Here is a 21,765-nt window from a genome sequence, read left to right on the forward strand (position 1 = left end):
CTTCATATTAAAATGTATGTTCGAATCCTATAAAGGCAGTCATTGAATAGTCATGTTCAAAGAGCGGACTGCTATCCATTGCTGAATAGTCATAATATGCTAAATGAAAACGAAGTGCGTTGGCTTTACCTACCGGCCAACGGACGTCGATTTTAGCATAAGGTTGCCAGCTACTACCAACTTCTATTTCACCATATAAAGATTCTGTGTTGTTTAAGCCATAAAAATAGTTATTTAGTTGTGCTGATTTGTAGTTTACGCCTAAGGTCGATTTAAGTTCTAACAACTTAAGATCAAAATGGTATTGCCATTGTAGCGAGCCCCTAAAGCTATTATAAACACTGTTTACGTCATGCAATAATTGCGCAGAAAATACCTGTTGTTGTTTTACAAAAACATAACTGACGCCGGCATCCAGCACCACTCGTCTTTTTTGAATGTTATTAATATTAATCTGGCGAGGAGATTCAATGTGTTGCGATTCTAATACTTCGTTATTAGCCGTTGCTGTGAGCGGGAATATATTTTGCGGATGCCAGTCAATAAAAAATCGTGATTCTGGGTTAATTTCTGACACAAAGCTAATGTTATGCGTATCACTTTGTATAAAAGAGTAGCCTAAACGACCGTTATCAAAAAACCAATTCTGGCCATAATAAGCCACTTGTGGAACCACCACCAAAGGAATGTTGTCTGCACCATGTAAAGGGTTACTAATCACTCCCCCCCCTAAGCTGACACTCATTTTAAGTTCATCAGTAGAGATATGTTGCTGCGTCTGAGCAATGGCATTAGCGCTAAACAACGCCAATAAAATGCATATTTTTATTCTCAGATGTAACACCATGGGGTTATTCACTAGTTTATAAAGTGGCTTTGACCCTATAGTAGCAAGTAGTATAAGTACAAGCTCTAGAGGGTTACAATCATTAACAAATTTGATACAAACGGAACACGTTTACAAATTGGCGGCTATTTCAACTCGATTTCGACCATGGGTTTTAGCTAAATAAAGTGCTCTATCAGCCTTTTCTACTAATAAACAGCTTTTACTAAAAGGCTCCATTAAAGCAATACCAAAACTTGCTGAGATATTACGTTTATTATCGCTATCTTCTTTTTTACGAATAGTTAATTTAGCAATACTCAAACGCAACTGATTGCAGAATGTCATCACATCATTAATGCTATCAAAGTAACCTGTAATACAAAATTCTTCACCACCGAAACGATACGCATTATATTGTTCTTGCACACAATTTTGAACTTTCTGAGCAACAAGTTTGAGTACCTCGTCGCCTTTTTGGTGACCAAAATCGTCATTAAAAAGCTTGAAGTGATCAATATCGAACATTATTAACACGGCTAACTTAGATTGCTCATCTTGTGAAGATGCATGAAGACAAAACTCGACTATGTCAGTATCAAACTTACCGCGATTAAATAACCCCGTTAGTGAATCTTTATCAACCGCTTCTTGAGTCATAGTGAGGGCTTCTCTTAAATCTTTTATCTCATTATATGCTTGCGCTAATTTAGTTTGGAAACCACGAGCATAATCTTGCATTGCGATTGATTCATCTGTTAGACGTTCAACACAAGATAGAATTTCATTAAATGAGTTAATGCTAGAGAGTGTTTTTAACTCATTTTGTGAGTCAACTAACGAAGTAGTAAAGCTTTTTGAATACTGAATGGAGTCACTCAAGTCAAACTGTACTTGCTCTACCGTACCATGAAATTTTTCAGACATTTGTTGAAAAAACGCTAATTCTTCGTCGTTTATGTATTTATCAAATATTTCCTGTGCATTTTGAGCTGAGCAAGTATTGTGCTGACCGATAACTTTATCAAGCTCTGTATTTAGTTGCGGGTTATCGCCCTGTACATAACAGTACCAAATCGCATAGTTTATTGGCGTTACTGGCATTTTGTACTTCACCATAAGTGGAATGGCTTTTTTTAAACACTGGGCAGAATGAGCAAGTGAGGCAGTATTATCCATAATTGAAACTCTCAGACATCACAACAAAGATGTTAATAAACACATAAATATTAGTGGCTTATATTAACACTTTTTTATCATCCAACAAGCCTATATTATGTTTTCTCCCATATTTTGTGCAATATTCCACAGTGCACTAATAGCAGGATCATTTAATTCTTTATGTAATACCGCTAGGCCAATTTTAAAACCTTGTGGGGGCTCATCTTTGCTATCCAAAATCTGAACTTTATCGTTTAAAGGGCTATTATCGAGAACAATTTTTGGGATCATGGCCACGCCTAAGCCCAAACTCACCATAGATACCATAGCCTCATGCCCAGCGACTTGTGCATAGATTTTTCCTTGCACGTTATTTTTTCGCCACCACTGCTCTAACCTTTGTCGTGAAAACCCTTGTTCAGCAACAATAAATTCAAGCTCAGACCAATCAATAGTCTCGCTGTTATTAGTTAGCTTTTCTGTGATCGGACATTGAATAGTGGGCGCAATTAATACCAGTGGCGAGTAACCAATATCTACAAATGCAATTTGTGCAGGTAATTTACTGGGCCTAGCTGCAATAGCCATGGATTCGTGACCGTCTAATACACGATTTATTGCCAGAGCAGGGTCGCCCGTATTTAAGGTGATTTCAATATGCTGATGCTGAGCCCTGAGCTGCTCCAAAATATGATGCAAAAAACTATAAGATGCAGTAACAGAGCAATAAAGACTCACATTGCCATAAATATGTTGTTGCGGTTCGTTTAAATTGGCCTTAAAACGCTGCCAATTACTAAGCGTTGCACTAGCATACTCCTTAAATGCAACGCCTTCGCGAGTAAGCTTGACACTGCGATTATCTCGCTGGAACAACATCACCCCTACTTCATCTTCTAACTGCTTAATATTACGACTTAAAGTAGGCGCACTTATGTGGCATAACTCACTGGCACGAGAGAAATGAAGCGTTTTTGCCAACGCCAAAAAGTAATTTAAATGCTTATGATCCATAACAACACCGGTATTTCATATTATGAAACACTTTAATTCAAATATATCATTTTACGCAAGAAGAGAATTTTCATATGGTTATTCCAAGCAAAGCAAAAGCAATGCATCTAACAAACTGAATTAATGGGAAACTTATCATGGCAAATTATTTTAATAGCTTACCTTTACGCGAACAATTAGCGCAATTGGCACAATGTGAATTTATGGGCGCAGACGAATTTAACGATGGTGTTGCTGCACTAAAAGGTAAAAAATTGGTAATTGTAGGCTGTGGCGCACAGGGCTTAAACCAAGGTTTAAATTTACGTGATTCTGGTTTAGATGTAGCCTATACACTACGTGATTCAGCAATTACTGAGCGTCGTCAGTCATTCTTAAATGCATCGGAAAATGGTTTTAAAGTGGGTACATATGAAGAATTAATCCCAACAGCCGATGTAGTACTTAACTTAACGCCTGATAAACAACATACTGCGGTTGTTAATGCCATCATGCCATTAATGAAACATGGCTCAACCCTTGCCTATTCACATGGCTTTAATATTGTTGAAGAGGGCATGCAAGTTCGTGAAGACATTACCGTTATCATGGTTGCACCAAAATGCCCTGGTTCAGAAGTACGTGAAGAGTATAAGCGCGGCTTTGGTGTACCAACACTCATTGCGGTTCACCCCGAGAATGATCCTCAGGGTCATGGTTTGGCACAAGCAAAAGCCTATGCCGCAGGTACGGGTGGTCATCGAGCGGGAGTACTTAAATCATCGTTTATCGCCGAGGTTAAGTCTGACTTAATGGGTGAGCAAACCATTTTATGTGGCATGCTACAAACTGGCTCTATTTTATGTTTTGATAAAATGATTGATAAAGGCCTTGATGCCGGTTATGCCTCAAAGCTAATTCAATATGGCTGGGAAGTGATCACAGAAGCACTTAAGTATGGCGGTGTTACTAATATGCTTGACCGCCTATCAAACCCAGCCAAAGTAAAAGCGTTTGAATTAAGCGAGCAATTAAAAGTAATCATGCGCCCACTGTATAACAAACATCAAGATGACATTATCGATGGCACATTTTCACGAGTCATGATGGAAGATTGGGCAAATGATGACGCTAACCTACTAAAATGGCGTGCTGAAACCGCGGAAACTCATTTTGAGAAAACCCCAGCGGGTGATGTAGAAATTACTGAGCAAGAGTTTTTTGATAACGGCATTTTAATGGTAGCCATGGTTAAAGCAGGCGTAGAGCTGGCGTTTGAAACCATGACTGCAGCCGGTATTATTGCAGAATCTGCCTATTATGAGTCATTGCATGAAACGCCGTTAATTGCTAACACCATTGCACGTAAAAAGCTGTTTGAAATGAATCGTACTATTTCAGATACTGCAGAGTATGGTTGCTACTTATACAACCATGCATGTTTACCGCTACTACAAGAATTTATGCAAGATATTGATACTGATGTTATTGGCAAAGGCTTAAATGAGCAGAGTAATCAAGTAGATAATCAAACCTTGATTCAAATAAATACCGCACTGCGTGAACATCCTGTTGAGAAAGTTGGTGCTAAATTACGTGGCTATATGTCAGCAATGAAAAAAATAGTTTAACCCTATAACCCTAGAACTTTCACTTGTTAGAAACCAAGCCCACTTGCATTTTGCTGTGGGCTTTTTTAATGTAAATTAATCATCAATAGCCGAAAATAAATAATGTGCTAGAATAATCGCCTCATTGCCTCAGTTGTAAATATATAAGCACTACCATGACGATACAAAATCTCTCTATTACTCAAAAAATTACAGCACTTGGAAGCATCATTGCTATTTGTGTTGCTGTATTAATTGGTTTGACGTCTTTACATAACTCAAAGAATATTATTGAGCAACGCATGATCGAATCAGAACTGCCAAGCAAGCTGCAAACAATCAGTAATCATATTGGTGGGGAGATCAATGAACTTTTAGGCGCAGCACAGCAGCTTTCTGCCAATGCCTTTATTTTAGATTGGGCAAACTCTGGCAACACCAACGATGCGTTATTACTCAAAGAACTTAATCGTTTAGTTGAGCAATATGATCTTGCAACTGCTTCGTGGGCAAATAAAAATACCGCGCAATATTGGAATCAAGATGGCTTTTTACGGGTGTTAAAAAATGATGCTGCAGATGGTTGGTTTTTTGCTTTTACCCAATCAAAACAACCTTATTCAATCAGTATTTATCAAGAGTCGGCAAACGATGTAAAAATGTTTGTTAATCACCAACAGCCTAATGGATTCGGCTTGGCGGGCTTAGCAAAAAGCATTACTGATATGCAAAAGCTACTACAGCAATTTAAAATTGAGCAGTCAGGATTTGTATTTATTGCCGATAAAAGTGGCTTAATTCAGCTACACAAAGATGCAGCTAAAGTCGCTAAGGTTAATATAGATAGTATTTACAGTGCTAATATTCATAACAAATTACTTGATGAAAATGGTTTTACTTTAGAAGAAGTAAATATTAACGGACAAGCCACGCTGATTGCTGCCACACCAATTAAAAACACCGACTTATTTGTGTTGGCTCAAGTACCAAAAAGCGAGGTATTCGCAAGTGTAAACACCCTCGAGTGGCAAATATTCACATTTACTATCATTACAGCACTTATCGCAAGCGTGATAAGTTACTTGTTAGCTCGCTCTTTAGCCTCACCGTTATCAAAAATGGCGGAGTTGTTTTCTCGTTTAGGCCGCGGTGATGCTAATTTAGCGTATCGTCTACCAGCATCACCTCAACCTGAACTCAATAATTTAACGTCAGGGTTCAACCAGTTTATTGAGAAAATAGAAACCGCCATTGTGCAAGTCGCTGATGAAAGCCATGGTATTCGTCAAAGTTCTGATCATGTCTTTGCGCAAGCAAAACAAAACTCCTTAGCGCTGGATAAACAAAAAGAGCAAACTATTTCAGTTGCTGCAGCGATCAATGAAATGGGCGCTACAGTGCAAGAAATAGCACAAAGTGCAGCGAATGCAGCTAAGTTAACTAACGATAGTCGCGATAATACCAAACAAAGCCATCAACAAGTATTACAAAGCCAGACGACAATCTCAGCCCTTGCCAGCGACATCGATGGTATTACCGAGCAAGTTGCACTGCTTTCTAAAAAAACCATAGACATTGCCAGTATTGTAGATTCAATTAGAGGGATTTCAGAGCAAACCAACTTACTGGCTCTCAATGCAGCCATTGAATCTGCACGTGCAGGTGAACATGGTCGAGGTTTTGCCGTCGTTGCTGACGAAGTAAGAGCACTGGCAAATCGTACGTCGCAATCAACCACTGAAATTCAATCAATGATTGAAGAGCTCACTCAAATTTCAGATGATGTTGTAAATGATATTAGCCAATCAAAAAATAAAGCCCAACAAAGCGTTAGCGCAATGCAAAACTCGGTTGAGTTACTTAATACTATTACTGAAACAGCGAATGAAATTAACGATATGGCAACTCTAATTGCCACAGCCACCGAACAACAAAGCAGTGTAGTGAACGATGTGGGTGGAAGTATTGAGCAAATTAGTGAGATCAGTGATAAATCAATGAGTGAACAAATAAATACCGAACAAGCAATTCGTGACTTAGCCACCAGCGCACAAACACTTGATGCGCTAGTTGCCACGTTTAATCAGCAGCGTTAAATAGTTTGTTACGTTTTAAATAACCTCTGTACAAAATAACCACTATACTTAAGTGTGTTTTTTGTACAGAGGTGTGTATGAGTGCTGTTCAAGGTAAACATTATTTACTGGCTGTCTGCTTGCTGAGTTTAAGTGCGTGTAGCGCTACAAATAACGCCAATTTAAGCGTGCCAATCCCTATTATTACTCCCCCAATGCAACTTCAACAGCAGCCTATCGAGTCTGAGCAGCAAATATTTCAACTCGACCAGAGTCTCAAACAGCAATTAAGTGCTTATGTACAAAAAAATAAATCGGCTGATAAAATTGCCTATAGTCTACTTAGTTTTTTACTCACAAATGGTGATAACTCACTATCTTACCAATCTACTAGCACACAAACGGCGTCTCAAAGCTATCAAAATTTAAATGCTAATTGTCTTTCCCTCTCTATTTTAGCGTATAGCTTAGCCGAACATTTAGGCCTTAAAGCCCGCTTTCAAAAAGTACATGTTCCTGAGTACTGGGCGTTAAATCAAGGATTTAATTTACTCACTGGGCACATCAACCTTGCCATAGACAATAAAACTAAGCTCAAAGACAGCTCACTTGTTTATCAGCGTAATAAGCGCTTAATTATTGATTTTGACCCCAATAGCCGACAAGCCCGTTTTGCAACCTCATCGCTGTCAAAAAAACGAGTGACCGCCATGTTTTATAATAATAAAGGCGGTGAGGCACTGGTAAATAAACACTATGATTTAGCGTATAGCTATTTCAAAGCCGCAATTAATACCGATGCTTCATTTAGTGCTAGCTGGGGCAATTTAGGGGTACTCTTTAAACAATTAGATGATTTAAAGCAAGCGGAGCAAATGTACAGCTATGCTATTGCCTTAAACGCCAATGATAATACTGCGCAAGGTAATTTAGCATTATTATATAAACTTACAGATAGAGTAGCCGAAGGCGAAAAGCTATTGGCAAAGCTTGACAAAAAGCGCCAAGAAAACCCTTACTATCATATATCGCTTGGTAACAGTGACTATGTAAATGGTGATTACGCAAATGCAATTAGCCATTATAAAAAAGCAAACGCTATGTCACCGACACTTCATGAAAGCCACTTTGGGCTAGCGCGCAGTTATTTTGAATTAAATAATATAACTAGAGCGGAGTTTCATTTGCGTAAAGCTAGAAAAAAAGCAGACTTTGATCATGAAAAACAGCGCTATGACAATAAGCTTATCGCATTAAAGTCACTCACCGCTAAGGCGAATCATCATTAAATTATTTAGCTTAACCTGTATCATAGTTTTTATAAGTTGGAGCGGCCTTTGTAAACAGATTGAGCCGCAATTATTAGCTGATTTAACTATATTAACCAGCTCGGAGTTAGCTGGTAGAAAAACGAATAGCCAGGCAGCCTTGCTCACAAGGGAGTATTTAAAAACACGCTTCAAAGAGCATCAACTTACAGTAAGTGAACAACCTTTTACTTATTCCTCAGGGCTGTTCTCTAGCGCACAAGGCGTTAATATTATTGCCACTAATACTGTAAAAGATTTACCTGTAATTGTTATTACTGCGCATTATGATCATCTAGGTCTAAAAGCAGGAAAATTACACCCAGGTGCTAACGATAATGCCTCGGGTGTTGCTGCATTACTTTATTTATCGAATGTGCTAACGGATTCTTCTTCATATCGTTTTATGTTTGTTGCAACAGACGCTGAAGAAAATGGTTTACACGGCAGTGAGCACTTTGCCAAAACAATGCGCCAGCTCCCAATTGTTTTAAATATTAACTTAGATATGTTGGCTATTAAAAAGTCACATAAGCGGTTATACGCGCTAACAAGTCGATCTTTAAAAGCCCAGCTTAATCCGTTATTTACTCAGATTAACGGGGACAAGATCAAATTAAAGCCTATTTATTCATCACGAAAAATGAGCCGACTCACCAACACGAAACAAATAGATTGGCGCAGAGCCAGCGACCATTACTCATTCGCTAAACAAAAAATTCCGTATGTGTACTTTTCTATGGGGGCAGATAACTACCACCATAGTGCCAAAGATACGCTCGAAAATATTAACGCTCCCCTCTATCAAGAAGCCGTATTGCTAATTGAGGAATTTATTAATCAGCTTTTGACAAACTCCGCGGTATTAACTCCCTCTTTAAAAGCAGCAACATAAGCCTCTTTTTTTGCTCGTGGAAGTTTTTTTATCGCATATTCTAATTTGCTTGCGTCGCTTTTAGTACCTACTTGTTGTTGATGAATCAGCATAAGCGGCCCTTTACCTTTGAGGTTTTTTGCTCCTTTACCTGCTTGATGAGTAGCGATACGTCGAGCAACATCAACAGTAATACCGGTATACCAATGACCAAACCGTGTTTGCACAATATAAAGTGACCAAGTTGGCGGTTTATTTTTAATTTTGCACAACTCATTGTTTAAACTTTTTTGATTATTAATGGTCAAAACCTCGCCTTAACGCGCTAAACAAAAACAATTACTCAAAAGGGTTTTACCTTGAGTGACTAATCGGTATCATGCAGATTATAAAAAATAAGGATCACAACTAACAATGCAGTCGTTAAAAACTTTTTCTCTTTGGCTTATCGTCGCTTTAACGCTTAGTTCAGCCGCAGGTTGTTCTAGCTGGGTATACAGAATCAACATCCCTCAAGGTAACTTTTTAGAACAATCAGACGTTGATAAGCTTCGCGTTAATATGACTCGCGAACAAGTAATTTACGTATTAGGCAGACCCATTGCCGAAGACGCCTTCGATAAAAATACTTGGCGTTATGTATACAGCTTCAATAAAGGGCGTGCTAATGAACAGTTTAAATCATTAGTACTAAACTTTGAAAATGAAAAGCTAGTTACAGTATCGGGCGACTATGAGCAACCAGAAAACTTTACAACGCCTTTAGAGCAATAAGAAGCTATATAAGGTTTAATTAAAAAAGGTGAGCATGGCTCACCTTTTTTGTATCTAACGTTCTAACGGCCGGCCACCAGTGACTTTATTAGCGCGGCCCTCTTCTTTGGCTTTTTCAGCACGTTTTCTGCGAGCATCTTTAGGGTCGGCAATTAATGGGCGGTAAATTTCAACTCTGTCGCCATCTTTAAGCTCATGATTTAGCTTCACCGTTCTGTTCCATACACCTAAAGTTAAATCGGTTGCATCAATCTCAGGGCATTTTTTAATAATCCCTGATTGTATTACCGCTTGCTCAGCCGTTGTGCCTTGCAGCACTTCTATATTTAATGTGGTTGCCTTAGTGGGTAACGCGAACACAACTTCAATATTGATCATGCACGTTCTCCATACACGGTTTTTGCACGTTGAGTAAACGCACTCACCATGTTTTTAGCCACATCATTAAAAATTTTACCAAACGCCAGCTCTATGAGCTTACTTGAAAACTCAAACTCTAACTGTAAATTAACCTTACACGCATGCGTATCTAATTGCTGAAAGTGCCAGCGACCTTGTAGGGTTTTAAAAGGACCATCAACCAAGCGAAGCATCACTGTTTGTTCATCAATTAGCGTATTTTCAGTGGTAAACCATTTTTTTATGCCGGCTTTAGATATTTCTAAACTAGCGGTCATGTTATTATCATGCTGCTTAATAATTTTTGAGTCTGAACAATTAGGTAAAAACTGTGAATAGGCTTCTACATCATTGACTAGATCAAACATCTCTTTAGTGCTGTACATAACCAGCGCGCTTTTTTCTATTTGTGGCATACTCACTCCCAACTGTGTGCAGGAATTTTAGCAAGCTTTGTGCGTTTCCCCAAACTTTCATCGCGCTTAAATTAATCCTTCGCTTTTGCATGTATAATTTAAAAAAATCGATGTAAAACATCTTGTATAACATATATTATAGGGCACTATGGCTAAGAAAAATTCATCAAAATCGACAAGTAATACCATCGCGCTAAATAAAAAAGCGCGACACGAGTATTTTTTACACGACAAGTTTGAAGCAGGTGTTGAACTCCAAGGCTGGGAAGTAAAAAGTATCCGAGCAGGTAAAGTAAATATCTCTGAAACTTATATTCATCTTAAAAACGGTGAAGCATTTTTATTAGGCAGTACCATTCAGCCTTTAAATAGCGCATCGACCCATGTTATTTGTGACCCGCTACGTTACCGTAAATTACTACTAAGCAGGCGTGAGCTTGACCGCTTAGTTGGTGCAACTGAACGTGATGGTTATTCATTAGTTGCCACCGCTATGTATTGGAAAAAATGCTGGGTGAAGCTTGAATTCCATTTAGCTAAAGGTAAGAAAATGCATGACAAACGTGAAGACGGCAAAAATAAAGATTGGTCCCGTGAAAAAGAACGTTTAATGAAACATAAAGTTTAAATAAAAACGTCTAACATCATGTTAGGCGTTTTTTTTAATTAAATTTTTAGCAAAATACAAATTATTACAAATTAAAGTCGCTCGGTGATTTATTTTTAAATAATGAGAAGACCCCCCTCCCGCACCAGATAGCGAGTATCCCATCGTTTTCCTTTATTAAGAAAATAAGTACATATTCGTGCCGATAACAAAATCATCTTTGCGGCTAATTGATAACACTTAAGTTACATGGTATTAATAATTCGACTTGTAAAAACAAGTAAATTATAACATATCAACAAGGACTTAAGGATGAAGCAATCAATTGCATTTACACCGAGCTTAATCATCGGTGCTACTATCGCATTGTCAGCAGGTTTTAGTACAACAACTTATGCTGCACAGCAAACTGCAGAAAAAGTAGAACGTATTCAAGTAACAGGCTCTCGTATCAAACGTTCCGATATAGAAGGCCCATCACCAGTACAATCCATTAATAAAGAAGACATCGAAAACATGGGTTATGACAACCTACAACAGCTGCTTGAAAGAATGCCTGTTGCAGGTAATGGTACCTTTTCAACCCGTGGTAATAACCAAGACTCGACCGCTAATGGTTCAGCTGCCGTCAGCCTTCGTGGTTTAGGGGCTGATGCTACCTTGGTACTTATTAATGGTCGTCGTGTTGCTATAAGCGCATTTGCAGAAGGGATCACCAACTCATTTGTTGATATAAACAGTATTCCTGTTTCAGCAATCGAACGTATTGATATTTTAAAAGATGGCGCATCAGCAATCTATGGCTCTGATGCTGTAGCAGGTGTTGTAAACGTTATCTTGAAAAAAGACATCGACGGTATTGAAGTTAATTTAGGTTACGGCGGCACAGATGGTCCTAACTATGAAGAAACCACGGCTAGCATTGTTTGGGGTACAACAAGTGCAAAAAGTAGTGCATCCGTTATTATTGATTACTTTAAAAACACTTCTTTATCATCAGATGAAATGGGCCGCTTAGGTACCGCTAATCAGTCTCCATATGGTGGTGAAGATTTCCGTTCTTCACGTGGTTTCCCTGGCTACTTCTATGTTGATGGCGTTAAAACAATCGACCCTGCATGTCCTGCAGAAAACGCAACATCAAGCGGTAGTTGTTTATTTGACTATGGTCCATTCGGCTATATTGCCCCTGCATCAGAACGTGTGGGCGCAATCTCACAATTTGAATACCGTTTTGACAATGGCATCACCGGCTTTTTAGAAATGGCTGTACAGCATAACAGCTCAGTTGCAGCGGGTGCACCAACGCCACTCGATGAAGATGCAGGTTTAACTGTACCAGGGAATCATCCAAATAACCCGTTCGGTCAAGATATAGAAATTGGTCGATACAGAACAGTGGATGCAGGCGCGCGTCAATGGGATATCGAATCAGATACATTACGTTTTGTTGCTGGTTTAAAAGGTGAAATTAACGACTGGAGTTGGGAAACAGCGGTACAAAAAGGTCGTAGCAAGTCATTACAAACAGGCGATCGCTCACAAGGTTGGGTTCGCACCGACTTCTTACAACAAGAAATTGACGCTGGCAACTACAACCCATTTGGCGGCACTTACAACGATCCGGCTGTAATTGACAGGATTACTACAAGCTTGGTTCGCCAAGGTGAGTCTCATATGACGTCGTTCGATGCTAACATCTCAGGTGAAGCATTTAACTTTGGTGATGATGTTGTCATGATGGCAGCCGGTATTGAATACCGCGAAGAAGACGTGACTGATATTCCAGATGATCAATTTCAACGTGGATTAATCTTTGGTACCGAGTCAGTTTCAGCTGCCGCAGAGCGCGACCAATACGCTGCCTATGTAGAGTTTTCAATTCCACTTGCTGAGAACTTAGAACTACAACTTGCAGGTCGTTACGATGATTACAGTGACTTTGGTACCACCACAAATCCTAAAGTCGCTTTACGCTGGGCACCTACTGATGAAATCACAGTTCGTGGTTCTTGGGCGCAAGGCTTTAGAGCACCATCACTTGCACAAGTAGGTTTAGGGCCATCTCAGGAAAGTCAGTTCTTTATTGATAACTATCGCTGTGATGCAACAGGTAAAGATTGTGATGCGCTAGATTACAACATTGAATTCGCCGGTAACCCTGATTTAGAAGCTGAAGAGTCTGAATCTTGGAACGTCGGGTTTATTTGGGCACCCACAACTGACTTTGGTTTAAGTGTTGATGTGTGGAGTATCACTCAAGATAATAAAATTGATGAGCAAGAGTTTGGTCCAATTTACAACTCAGAGTGTAATAACCAAAATAGTACGGTATGTGTACGCTTACCACCATCAGGTACAGACAGCCTAGGAACTATTCAAAAGATTTTCAGTACTTTTGAAAACGTTTCATCACAAGAAGTTTCTGGCGTAGATATTTCAGCAAACTACAACCATTCACTGGATGATTTAGGCTTACTGAAATTCAATTTAGAGTGGGCTTACCAAGATAAATTTGAAAAAGACGGCCGCGATTACACCGGTGAATATGGTTACCCAGAGCACCGTTGGATTTTCTCAACAAACTGGGAAATTGGCCAATTCAACACTAACATGAACATTAGTTATGTGGGTGAGTTTGAAGATACGCCAGATATCGATTTCGATGGCAACTTAGACTTCGATAGTAATACATCACGTACTGTTGATTCTCAAGTATTGGTTGATTTACAAACCTCATATCGTATTACTGAGTCAGCTAAAGTATCGTTAGGTGTTAATAACTTATTTGATGAAGAGCCACCATTTGCAATTGGTGATGGTGATTCAGATCTGTATGGTTACGCATCGGGTGTACATAACCCTCGAGGTCGTTACATTTACACTAAAGTGAGCTTTTCGTTTTAATTAAAAAGCAATAAAAAAAACCGCCAATATGGCGGTTTTTTTATCTTAAACTAAAGGGCTAAATTATAGCTCGCCTTCGTTTTCAGATAAGAATTTAGCTACGCCTTCAGGGCTTGCGTCCATTCCTTTTTTACCTTCAGTCCAACCAGCAGGACATACTTCGCCGTGCTCGCTGTGGAATGCTAGTGCATCAACCATACGGATCATTTCGTCGATGTTACGACCAAGTGGTAAATCGTTCACTACTTGGTGACGTACGTTACCTTCTTCGTCGATTAAGAAAGAACCACGAAATGCAACGCCGGCTTCTGGGTGCTCAACGTCGTATGCTTTACAGATTTCGTGCTTAACGTCTGCAACTAGTGCGTATTGAACTTTACCAATACCGCCGTCTGCTACAGCCGTGTTACGCCATGCGTTGTGTGAGAACTGTGAATCGATTGAAACACCAATTACTTCTACACCACGTTTTTGGAATTCTGCATAACGCTTATCAAAAGCAATAAGCTCAGAAGGACATACAAAAGTGAAATCTAGTGGGTAGAAAAAGATTACTGCTTTTTTACCTTTGATTTTTTCGTGAAGGTTATAGCTATCTACAATCTCACCGTTACCTAGAACAGCTGCAGCGGTAAAGTCTGGTGCCTGACGGCCTACTAATACACCCATTTTATTCTCCAAATATTTTGAGTTTATTGTCAATTGCTTACGCAATACTGATAGTAATATGGGCACTAATTCTTAAATTACAATAGCACCATATCTAATTAATCATTATTCTATGGCTATCAAAAATAAATTAACAATCGTATTTATAGATAGCGCCGTTCTAAAATAGCGAACGCTTGATAAATGCACTAATTATTGTTCATAAAAAAGCCTGCTTAAAGCAGGCTTTTTTACTAATCCATAATGTCGCTAGGCATATCACCGCGAATATGTTGCCATATTTCACCGGTTTGATGACCATACTTGCGCATCATGAATATCGCACCATCGTGCTCTTTATTCTCAGCAAGCTTAGTTAAATCTTTATAGAATTGACGTGCAAGCTCACGGGTACGAGGATCTGAAAAGTAATGACAACCAATCTTAGAATAAAAGCCTTTAAAACCATTAAGGATCAGCACATATATGCGGTTGTTACCAGCAACAGCTAACTCATGGTGCACTTTATAGTCATAATCAGCAAATGCTTGTGCGCTGTCTTCTAGTTCATCACTTTGCGATAAAATTTCAATAACACGTTCTGGTGCAAGCTTTATTGCTGCACGAGTGTAAATTGCGCTGATGTTAGTGCGAGCTGAAAGTAACTGATCAGTTAGCTCTGGCATTTTATCTTCGTCTAAACGTGCCAGTGTTTCAAGGATATTTAGTCCTGACGTTTCCCAAAAATTATTTACGCGAGTGGGTTTACCATGTTGGATTGTTAACCAACCGTCTCTGGCTAATCGTTGTAATACTTCACGCAATGTGGTTCTAGTAACACCAATTAACTCTGAGAGTTCACGCTCAGCTGGCAGAATTGAACCTGGAGGGAAATCACCATTCCAGATTGACTCTACTATGTATTCCTCAGCAAATCCTGCTGGGCTTTTCGCTTTAAAAATTCTCATTCAATTCCTACTCGAATTAATTCACATTACATCGCTACATACGATTAACTGACTGATTGTACCAGACAAGTCACAACTAACAAGTAAAGTAAGTTAAATTACCTAGGTATGTGATTAAAAGGGTAACTTTACTGGTAGAAATTAAACACAATATGAATGCCCACCTATTATTCATACGAGACACTTTAACTATTATTCTATACCTCTTTCCTATTCATGAATCAGATTAACTTGATGGCTCTGAGTAGGTCTATTAGGGGAAATCATGCAGCACAGGATCTCTAACTTTGAGGGACGACAAGCTTTCATAGCCCTCGTTTTTTCCTTTTACTTGCCCCGCTGTTTATCCTAAGTCATAATCTAAGCCCTTATTTAAATACGGATTTGTTATGAACTGGCTTGCTAATCTAAGTACTCAGCGTACACCTTGGTTATTATTCAGTGGGATTGTTTTTCTACTTGAAGTTACTGCACTTTTCTTTCAATACAACATGGGGTTAGCGCCATGTATTATGTGTATTTACCAACGCACCGCAGTATTAGGCCTACTTTTTGCGGGTATTATTGGGGCTAGTAAACCAAACAATCTCGCAGTACGTATTGTTGCCTATACAACATGGGGGATTTCAAGTGTATGGGGGCTACTAATAGCTCGTGAGCATATTGAAATGCAAACAACCACAGACCCATTTGCATTTAGCTGTGAATTTGAGCCAAATTTTCCAGAATTTATGCCGTTACATCACTGGATACCACAATTTTTTGAAGCGACAGGTGATTGCGGAAATATAGATTGGCAATTTGCCAGCCTAAGTATGCCAGCATGGATGGAAATTATTTTTGTACTCTTTACCGCCACACTGTTTATATTAGTGGCCAGTCGATTAATTACTAAAAAGTCACTTTAATATGTTTACTTTTTTTTCAAGCCAAGTTGATGAGCTTAAACATTTAAAAGTTCGTCAACGACAAACTGTTATAGCTATCTCTTTAAGCATGCTATCACCCAGTGACAGAGTCTTTATACGCATACTAAAGCTGATGCTATTAAGCCCATTCTTTTTAATATTTACTCTTTTCGAAGGTTGGTTACTGGTGCCCTTTTTAATTGTAGCTGGGTTGAGCTATCCGCTATTAACAGCACCAGTAGATATTAACTTTGCTAAAAAGCACCTTGGTGCTGCCTTAAAACAGTTTGATCAGGGCGCATAGCGCCCTTTTTAGTTAAAACGTCACCTTTCCATCAAGTTTGGCTAGCATTTTTTTACCCACCCCTTTTACTTTAGCTAGATCTTCAAGTGATGCGAAATCACCATTAGCTTCTCTATAGTCGATAATTGCCTGTGCCTTTTTCTTACCGACACCTGGTAACTTAATTAACTGTTTTAAATCAGCAGTATTAATATTAACCATGGCTGATTGCATCTGCTCTGATAGCATATCGCTTTGCGCAAAGGTGGTACCCATAGGTAATAAACATAAAGCAGCTGCTAACGAGATTATTTTAATTAATTTCATACTATTTCCTTTTGTGTTCCTACATGAACATTCGTTGATTATTTACACCCAGCACTTTTAAGTAAGTTGTGGTTACTAAGTACTAACGGTAACAATCACTCCTTGCGACTCCTTTACTGCAACGCGTTATAAAGTGACTTAATAAATAAAGTAGAGTTGGCCTTTATTGTCAACTAAGCTGCAGATAAACTAAGGCTAAAGCTTGCAAAATAACGCGCAAGCTTGTACTGTACATAAAAACAGTAATCTAATGATTTAAAATAATCATATTGCCACGTAAGTAAGCAGGAGAAATCATGGCTGTTGTTGTTAAATATGTTGTAGAACGAAACGGAGTCGAGCGCATGACGTTTACTACTAAAAAAGAAGCTGATGCCTATGACAAAATGCTCGATATCGCCGAGTCACTAGAACTAATGCTTGAAAAAGTAGATGTGCCTCTAAGTGAACAACAAGTTGAGTCGCTTGCACTTGAGATTGCGAAAAGTAAAGACGACTTTATGGCGGTACTTAAGGGGACTAAAGAAGTACCTGCAAAAGCTAAAAAAACAAAGTCAGATAACGTTGCTGATATAAAAGATAAAGCAGCGAGCTAATCTAAAAAATAGTATGCAGCTTATAAGCCGCACTACTAATTTATGAAACTGAATTCGTGATTCGTATTCAGTTTTTTTATGTCTTTAAGTAATGATAACGAGAAGCGAGTAAGTCATCACAATTTGCTATTGTTAAAAGTCAGTCAATAAAAAATGCCAACCAGTTAAACTGGTTGGCATTTTTTTAAACCAAAACTTTACGTTAGCTAATCAATTACAATGACGATTCAACTTCATCAAACAGATCAGTAATTTCCTTTTTCGGCTCAGCTGTTACAAGGCTTCCTACTACAATAGCAATACTTGCTAAAATAAAGCCAGGGACGATTTCATAAATCACACTGCTTAAGCTATCACCATTAATAGTAATAGGCGCATAAATCCATACAAGCACAGTTAGAGCACCAACAACCATACCGCTAATAGCCCCTTTTAGGTTCATACGCTTCCAGTAAAGACTAAACAATACCAATGGACCAAATGCAGCACCAAAACCTGCCCATGCATTACTTACTAAATCTAGTATTGAACTATTGCGGTCATACGCTAAGTAAATTGCAAATAACGCAACCAGTATCACGCTAATACGCCCTACTAATACCAGCTCAGTTTGCGAAGCATTACGATTTAAGTAAATCTTATAAAAGTCCTCAGTTAAAGAACTTGAACACACCAACAATTGCGATGAGATAGTACTCATAATCGCAGCTAAAATAGCCGCCAGTAGGAAACCTGCAATTAACGGGTGGAAAATTAATTCAGCCAATACTAAGAAAATTGTTTCTTTATCGGCAATCGGCATTTGATTTTCAATCATGAATGCAGCACCAAATAGGCCAGTAAATACCGCACCAATAGCAGATAACGTCATCCAAGACATACCAATACGACGCATGGTTGGCATTTCTTTTACTGAACGAATAGACATGAAACGAACAATAATATGCGGCTGACCAAAGTAACCTAAACCCCATGCCATTGCAGAAATAATAGCAATAGTAGAACCACCAGCAAACCAGTCAAGCATACTTAAAGAATGAATTTCGCTTGCTTTAGGCGAGCTTAGTAACTGCTGATAATTTGCATTTGCTAAGGTATCCATAAATGGTTGGTCAAGCATCATATAAGTGGCAATTGGCACTGCTAACAACGACACAAACATAATACAGCCTTGCACAAAGTCTGTAAGGCTAACCGCTAAAAACCCACCAAATAAGGTATATACCACTACCACACCAGTGGTGATGTATAGGCCCATTTCGTAACTCATTTGAAATGAGTTTTCAAATAACTTACCACCGGCAACAACACCCGATGAAGTGTATAAGGTAAAGAAAACTATAATTACTATTGCAGAGATAACACGTAGGATATTTTTGTTGTCATCAAAACGGTTTGCAAAGAAATCGGGGATAGTAATGGAGTCATTGGCTTTTTCAGTATAGACACGCAGTCTTGGGGCGACTAAAAAGTAGTTTGCCCACGCACCTAATACTAAACCAATTGCAATCCAAACCTTACTCAACCCAAATAAATACATTGCGCCGGGTAAGCCCATTAATAACCAACCACTCATATCTGATGCACCAGCCGATAAGGCAGCTACACTGGGGGCTAAATTACGACCACCTAGCATATACCCTGAAATATCACTGGTAGATTGCTTATATGCGTATAGTCCTATTCCTAGCATTACAATAAAGTACAATGCCAGTGAAATAATCATTCCTGTTTCCAAATTCGCCTCCACTTAAAAAAGTAATAACAGGCTTGTAATCCAAATAATGACTCTTGAAATCTTATAATTAAGACAGTATTGGAATAAAAGCTTTCTACCCAACTATAACACGGTAATTGCTAATAACTCCAACCCGCTAATTTAAGTAGATAAAAAACCATCTATTCGCTCGCTTTTAAAACAAATAGAATAAAAAACAATGAGTTTAGATTAATAAAAATCACCTAAGCCATGATATTTTATTAATAAAATTCATTTTACCGATGCTATTTTGAATGTTTTCCAATATATTATTACAATGTTAATCAATTTCTACTGTTTCGGAATCTTATATGTATTTTTACGCTGCTCGCCAACCTATTTTAGATCGCAATAAGGAACTAATTGGCTACGAGCTTTTATTTCGTGATGGAGTAGATAATGTATTTCCGAACATTGACGGCGACGAAGCAACGTCTCGCCTAATTGAAGGCAGCCAGTTTAATTTTGGTCTTGAAGATTTAACCGATAATAAACCCGCTTATATTAACTTTACCTTAGACACCTTATTAAAAGGCTACCCCACGCTATTAAACAAAAACGGGGTTGTGATTGAAATACTAGAGACCGTTCAGCCAGGAAAACGTCTGCTAGCAATAGTTAAAGACCTAAAAGAGAAAGGGTACACACTCGCCCTAGATGACTATGCGCATCAACCGGTATGGCGTCACTTTTATCCGTTTATTGATATCATTAAAGTTGACTTTTTAACGTGCGATATGGAAACCGTTAAAACGATCATTGAAGACTTAAAACCTTACCCACATATCAAGTTACTCGCAGAAAAAGTTGAAACTTACGAGCTTTACAACCAAGCTTTTGAGTTGGGCTTTGAGTACTTTCAAGGCTTTTTCTTTTCAAAACCCGAGATGGTGCAAAGTAAAGCCTTACCGCCATCTGGCATGGCACTGGCTGAACTGCTCTATGAAACATCCAGTGTAGAAATGGATCTTAAGAAGATCACCGATGTATTTGAGCGTGATGTTAACTTATCTTACAAGCTCTTGCGCTATTCCAACTCAGCGGCATTTACCCGCCGCTCTGAAATAAACACTATAAAACAAGCACTAATTGTACTAGGAGCTGCTGAAATAAAAAAACTGCTCTCTTTATTGTTTGCAGCACAAGTATCTGCAGATAAGCCATTGGAACTTATTAGACTGTCGTTAACACGGGCGCGTTTTTGTGAGTTGTTAGCTATTTCACATGGCAAACTTAAAGATACAGGTATGGCTTTCTTAACCGGCATGATGTCGCTTATGGATGCGATATTAGATGAAGAAATGGACAGCGTAATGCTTAAATTACCTTTGTCTAATGAGATAAAAACAGCGCTGTTAAAAAATGAAGGACTACTTGCTGAATACTTAAACTTAGTCACTCTGTATGAGCATGGTGATTGGCAAGCTGCGAACGATAAAGCCCAGCAATTAAACTTAGGCGATGAAGTGCCTGATGCATATCACGAAGCACTCAACTGGGTTAGTGAGCAAATGCGAGTGATGATCGATAGCTAAAATATCTTTAATACCCATAAACAAAACGCCAGCATCTGCTGGCGTTTTTATTTTTATTAAAGGCTTTCTAAGAAATCCTCATCAAAATCTTCAGGCTCTTCTTTTATTGGCGGGTTACCATCAAATAACTCGTATAATTGACGCTGAAAATAAATGTCTTTAATAAACAAGTAGGGGTCTAACGAATCATTTAATAACCCTTCCTGAGCCATTAATGACGCACGCGCTTCAACTGCTTTTAGTGCAAACACTAAAATAGTTTGTGGTGTAGTCAGTGCTATTTCAGGCAGTACAACATTATCAACTACATCACCAGTTAAGTTACGCGCGGTAGATGGCCCCATTGCTGGGATCATTAAATAAGCACCATCACCCACTCCCCACACACCTAGCGTTTGGCCAAAGTCCTCGCTAGTTACTTCAAGGCCAAGTGAGCTGGCTACATCAAATATGCCAAATACACCCACCGTTGAATTCACTAAAAAACGTGCAAAATTAATTCCAGCACTACTTGGTTTTCCTTGCAGGCCGGCATTTATAATATCAACGGGTGCAGTAATATTATCGGTAAAGTGCACAATACTACGACGAACAGGCTGCGGTGTAACAGTGATATAACCCACTGCTGCTGGCCTTAAAATATAGGTATCGAGTACGTCCATATTAAAGTCATAAATGGGTCTATTTACACTTTGTAAGGGATCGCGCTCATCATATTTACTCTCGGGCACTTGAGCACAGCCCGATAAGGTGAGTAAACATAATAAAAGTAAGCCTTGTTTTAACATCTCA

At 38.8% G+C, this 21,765-nt stretch carries 22 protein-coding genes; 11 read left to right on the forward strand and 11 right to left on the reverse strand.

Translation table 11 applies throughout. The annotated features are described in order from the left end of the window. Window positions 1-7 precede the first annotated feature (7 nt). The 3 genes from ACNSN3_RS10315 to ilvY all read right to left on the reverse strand — a co-directional run bounded on the left by ACNSN3_RS10315 (window position 8) and on the right by ilvY (window position 3,001). Complete coding sequence (locus ACNSN3_RS10315) at window positions 8-847, reverse strand: MipA/OmpV family protein (RefSeq protein ID WP_418607268.1); 840 nt, start codon at window positions 845-847, stop codon at window positions 8-10. 111 nt (window positions 848-958) lie between these two features. Continuing rightward, window positions 959-2,005: a GGDEF domain-containing protein gene (locus tag ACNSN3_RS10320; protein ID WP_418607270.1), complete on the reverse strand. Its 1,047-nt coding sequence runs from the start codon at window positions 2,003-2,005 to the stop codon at window positions 959-961. A gap of 90 nt (window positions 2,006-2,095) precedes the next feature. Continuing rightward, window positions 2,096-3,001, reverse strand: coding sequence for an HTH-type transcriptional activator IlvY (gene ilvY / locus ACNSN3_RS10325; RefSeq protein WP_010387979.1), 906 nt, complete (start codon window positions 2,999-3,001; stop codon window positions 2,096-2,098). Window positions 3,002-3,138: 137 nt separating this feature from the next. Here ilvY and ilvC point away from each other — a divergent pair, with 137 nt between their 5' ends. The 4 genes from ilvC (at window position 3,139) to ACNSN3_RS10345 (ending at window position 8,867) form a co-directional block, all read left to right on the forward strand. Next, window positions 3,139-4,611, forward strand: a complete 1,473-nt coding sequence (gene ilvC, locus ACNSN3_RS10330) for a ketol-acid reductoisomerase (protein WP_109874305.1) — start codon at window positions 3,139-3,141, stop codon at window positions 4,609-4,611. A gap of 155 nt (window positions 4,612-4,766) precedes the next feature. Further along, window positions 4,767-6,686: a methyl-accepting chemotaxis protein gene (locus tag ACNSN3_RS10335; protein WP_193049064.1), complete on the forward strand. Its 1,920-nt coding sequence runs from the start codon at window positions 4,767-4,769 to the stop codon at window positions 6,684-6,686. Window positions 6,687-6,763: 77 nt separating this feature from the next. Further along, window positions 6,764-7,954: a tetratricopeptide repeat protein gene (locus ACNSN3_RS10340; protein ID WP_248528948.1), complete on the forward strand. Its 1,191-nt coding sequence runs from the start codon at window positions 6,764-6,766 to the stop codon at window positions 7,952-7,954. Between the two features lie 139 nt (window positions 7,955-8,093). Then, window positions 8,094-8,867: a M28 family peptidase gene (locus tag ACNSN3_RS10345; RefSeq protein ID WP_248528950.1), complete on the forward strand. Its 774-nt coding sequence runs from the start codon at window positions 8,094-8,096 to the stop codon at window positions 8,865-8,867. Here the strand turns inward: ACNSN3_RS10345 and ACNSN3_RS10350 are convergent. Further along, on the reverse strand, window positions 8,813-9,154 hold the full coding sequence (locus ACNSN3_RS10350; protein WP_021033156.1) for a GIY-YIG nuclease family protein: 342 nt from the start codon (window positions 9,152-9,154) through the stop codon (window positions 8,813-8,815). The genes ACNSN3_RS10345 and ACNSN3_RS10350 overlap by 55 nt on opposite strands. A gap of 106 nt (window positions 9,155-9,260) precedes the next feature. Here ACNSN3_RS10350 and ACNSN3_RS10355 point away from each other — a divergent pair, with 106 nt between their 5' ends. Continuing rightward, on the forward strand, window positions 9,261-9,620 hold the full coding sequence (locus ACNSN3_RS10355; protein ID WP_010387969.1) for an outer membrane protein assembly factor BamE: 360 nt from the start codon (window positions 9,261-9,263) through the stop codon (window positions 9,618-9,620). A 54-nt stretch (window positions 9,621-9,674) separates the two neighbouring features. On the opposite strand, the gene ACNSN3_RS10360 is transcribed toward ACNSN3_RS10355, so the two are convergent. Together ACNSN3_RS10360 and ACNSN3_RS10365 are read right to left on the reverse strand one after the other, a co-directional pair. Then, complete coding sequence (locus ACNSN3_RS10360; protein ID WP_418607274.1) at window positions 9,675-9,998, reverse strand: RnfH family protein; 324 nt, start codon at window positions 9,996-9,998, stop codon at window positions 9,675-9,677. Then, window positions 9,995-10,435 carry a type II toxin-antitoxin system RatA family toxin gene (locus tag ACNSN3_RS10365; protein WP_054201695.1) on the reverse strand — a complete coding sequence of 147 codons (441 nt, stop codon included), beginning with the start codon at window positions 10,433-10,435 and terminating at the stop codon, window positions 9,995-9,997. The genes ACNSN3_RS10360 and ACNSN3_RS10365 overlap by 4 nt, the downstream gene beginning before the upstream one ends. Before the next feature lie 148 nt (window positions 10,436-10,583). Here ACNSN3_RS10365 and smpB point away from each other — a divergent pair, with 148 nt between their 5' ends. After that, window positions 10,584-11,063 carry an SsrA-binding protein SmpB gene (gene smpB, locus ACNSN3_RS10370; RefSeq protein ID WP_008109102.1) on the forward strand — a complete coding sequence of 160 codons (480 nt, stop codon included), beginning with the start codon at window positions 10,584-10,586 and terminating at the stop codon, window positions 11,061-11,063. A gap of 291 nt (window positions 11,064-11,354) precedes the next feature. Further along, window positions 11,355-13,949, forward strand: coding sequence for a TonB-dependent receptor (locus tag ACNSN3_RS10375; RefSeq protein ID WP_138570489.1), 2,595 nt, complete (start codon window positions 11,355-11,357; stop codon window positions 13,947-13,949). 63 nt (window positions 13,950-14,012) lie between these two features. Here ACNSN3_RS10375 and ACNSN3_RS10380 read toward each other — a convergent pair whose 3' ends face one another. Further along, complete coding sequence (locus ACNSN3_RS10380; RefSeq protein ID WP_008109095.1) at window positions 14,013-14,618, reverse strand: peroxiredoxin; 606 nt, start codon at window positions 14,616-14,618, stop codon at window positions 14,013-14,015. 233 nt (window positions 14,619-14,851) lie between these two features. Next, window positions 14,852-15,565: a fatty acid metabolism transcriptional regulator FadR gene (fadR, locus tag ACNSN3_RS10385; protein WP_008109093.1), complete on the reverse strand. Its 714-nt coding sequence runs from the start codon at window positions 15,563-15,565 to the stop codon at window positions 14,852-14,854. A gap of 389 nt (window positions 15,566-15,954) precedes the next feature. On the opposite strand from fadR, the gene dsbB reads away from it, so the two are divergent. Then, window positions 15,955-16,473 (forward strand): disulfide bond formation protein DsbB, encoded by a 519-nt coding sequence (gene dsbB, locus ACNSN3_RS10390; RefSeq protein WP_010387961.1) that lies wholly within the window; start codon window positions 15,955-15,957, stop codon window positions 16,471-16,473. Between the two features lies 1 nt (window position 16,474). Next, window positions 16,475-16,777, forward strand: a complete 303-nt coding sequence (locus ACNSN3_RS10395; protein ID WP_010387958.1) for a hypothetical protein — start codon at window positions 16,475-16,477, stop codon at window positions 16,775-16,777. 12 nt (window positions 16,778-16,789) lie between these two features. On the opposite strand, the gene ACNSN3_RS10400 is transcribed toward ACNSN3_RS10395, so the two are convergent. Beyond that, window positions 16,790-17,083 (reverse strand): ComEA family DNA-binding protein, encoded by a 294-nt coding sequence (locus ACNSN3_RS10400; protein WP_055013029.1) that lies wholly within the window; start codon window positions 17,081-17,083, stop codon window positions 16,790-16,792. A 296-nt stretch (window positions 17,084-17,379) separates the two neighbouring features. Between ACNSN3_RS10400 and ACNSN3_RS10405 the strand changes: the two genes are divergently transcribed. Next, a complete protein-coding gene (locus ACNSN3_RS10405; protein ID WP_010387955.1) occupies window positions 17,380-17,679 on the forward strand; it encodes a YebG family protein in 300 nt (99 codons plus the stop codon). Window positions 17,680-17,893: 214 nt separating this feature from the next. Here the strand turns inward: ACNSN3_RS10405 and putP are convergent, their stop codons facing one another. Next, window positions 17,894-19,405, reverse strand: coding sequence for a sodium/proline symporter PutP (gene putP, locus ACNSN3_RS10410; RefSeq protein WP_054201697.1), 1,512 nt, complete (start codon window positions 19,403-19,405; stop codon window positions 17,894-17,896). A gap of 344 nt (window positions 19,406-19,749) precedes the next feature. Between putP and ACNSN3_RS10415 the strand changes: the two genes are divergently transcribed. Further along, window positions 19,750-20,973, forward strand: coding sequence for an EAL and HDOD domain-containing protein (locus ACNSN3_RS10415; RefSeq protein WP_010387954.1), 1,224 nt, complete (start codon window positions 19,750-19,752; stop codon window positions 20,971-20,973). 56 nt (window positions 20,974-21,029) lie between these two features. On the opposite strand, the gene ACNSN3_RS10420 is transcribed toward ACNSN3_RS10415, so the two are convergent. Beyond that, entirely contained in the window at window positions 21,030-21,761 is a 732-nt protein-coding gene (locus tag ACNSN3_RS10420) for a VacJ family lipoprotein (protein WP_054201699.1), read from the reverse strand. Window positions 21,762-21,765: the final 4 nt, after the last annotated feature.

The organism is Pseudoalteromonas sp. US3C1004, assembly GCF_048401065.1.
Classification (GTDB): Bacteria; Pseudomonadota; Gammaproteobacteria; order Enterobacterales; family Alteromonadaceae; genus Pseudoalteromonas; species Pseudoalteromonas undina.

Excerpts from the sequence above, each read along its gene's own strand:
- ACNSN3_RS10315 (WP_418607268.1), bottom strand. The coding sequence starts at position 847 with ATGGTGTTACATCTGAGAATAAAAATATGCATTTTATTGGCGTTGTTT.
- ACNSN3_RS10320 (WP_418607270.1), bottom strand. The coding sequence starts at position 2,005 with ATGGATAATACTGCCTCACTTGCTCATTCTGCCCAGTGTTTAAAAAAA.
- ilvY (WP_010387979.1), bottom strand. The coding sequence starts at position 3,001 with ATGGATCATAAGCATTTAAATTACTTTTTGGCGTTGGCAAAAACGCTT.
- ilvC (WP_109874305.1), top strand. The coding sequence starts at position 3,139 with ATGGCAAATTATTTTAATAGCTTACCTTTACGCGAACAATTAGCGCAA.
- ACNSN3_RS10335 (WP_193049064.1), top strand. The coding sequence starts at position 4,767 with ATGACGATACAAAATCTCTCTATTACTCAAAAAATTACAGCACTTGGA.
- ACNSN3_RS10340 (WP_248528948.1), top strand. The coding sequence starts at position 6,764 with ATGAGTGCTGTTCAAGGTAAACATTATTTACTGGCTGTCTGCTTGCTG.
- ACNSN3_RS10355 (WP_010387969.1), top strand. The coding sequence starts at position 9,261 with ATGCAGTCGTTAAAAACTTTTTCTCTTTGGCTTATCGTCGCTTTAACG.
- ACNSN3_RS10360 (WP_418607274.1), bottom strand. The coding sequence starts at position 9,998 with ATGATCAATATTGAAGTTGTGTTCGCGTTACCCACTAAGGCAACCACA.
- ACNSN3_RS10365 (WP_054201695.1), bottom strand. The coding sequence starts at position 10,435 with ATGCCACAAATAGAAAAAAGCGCGCTGGTTATGTACAGCACTAAAGAG.
- smpB (WP_008109102.1), top strand. The coding sequence starts at position 10,584 with ATGGCTAAGAAAAATTCATCAAAATCGACAAGTAATACCATCGCGCTA.
- ACNSN3_RS10375 (WP_138570489.1), top strand. The coding sequence starts at position 11,355 with ATGAAGCAATCAATTGCATTTACACCGAGCTTAATCATCGGTGCTACT.
- ACNSN3_RS10380 (WP_008109095.1), bottom strand. The coding sequence starts at position 14,618 with ATGGGTGTATTAGTAGGCCGTCAGGCACCAGACTTTACCGCTGCAGCT.
- fadR (WP_008109093.1), bottom strand. The coding sequence starts at position 15,565 with ATGAGAATTTTTAAAGCGAAAAGCCCAGCAGGATTTGCTGAGGAATAC.
- dsbB (WP_010387961.1), top strand. The coding sequence starts at position 15,955 with ATGAACTGGCTTGCTAATCTAAGTACTCAGCGTACACCTTGGTTATTA.
- ACNSN3_RS10395 (WP_010387958.1), top strand. The coding sequence starts at position 16,475 with ATGTTTACTTTTTTTTCAAGCCAAGTTGATGAGCTTAAACATTTAAAA.
- ACNSN3_RS10400 (WP_055013029.1), bottom strand. The coding sequence starts at position 17,083 with ATGAAATTAATTAAAATAATCTCGTTAGCAGCTGCTTTATGTTTATTA.
- ACNSN3_RS10405 (WP_010387955.1), top strand. The coding sequence starts at position 17,380 with ATGGCTGTTGTTGTTAAATATGTTGTAGAACGAAACGGAGTCGAGCGC.
- putP (WP_054201697.1), bottom strand. The coding sequence starts at position 19,405 with ATGATTATTTCACTGGCATTGTACTTTATTGTAATGCTAGGAATAGGA.
- ACNSN3_RS10415 (WP_010387954.1), top strand. The coding sequence starts at position 19,750 with ATGTATTTTTACGCTGCTCGCCAACCTATTTTAGATCGCAATAAGGAA.
- ACNSN3_RS10420 (WP_054201699.1), bottom strand. The coding sequence starts at position 21,761 with ATGTTAAAACAAGGCTTACTTTTATTATGTTTACTCACCTTATCGGGC.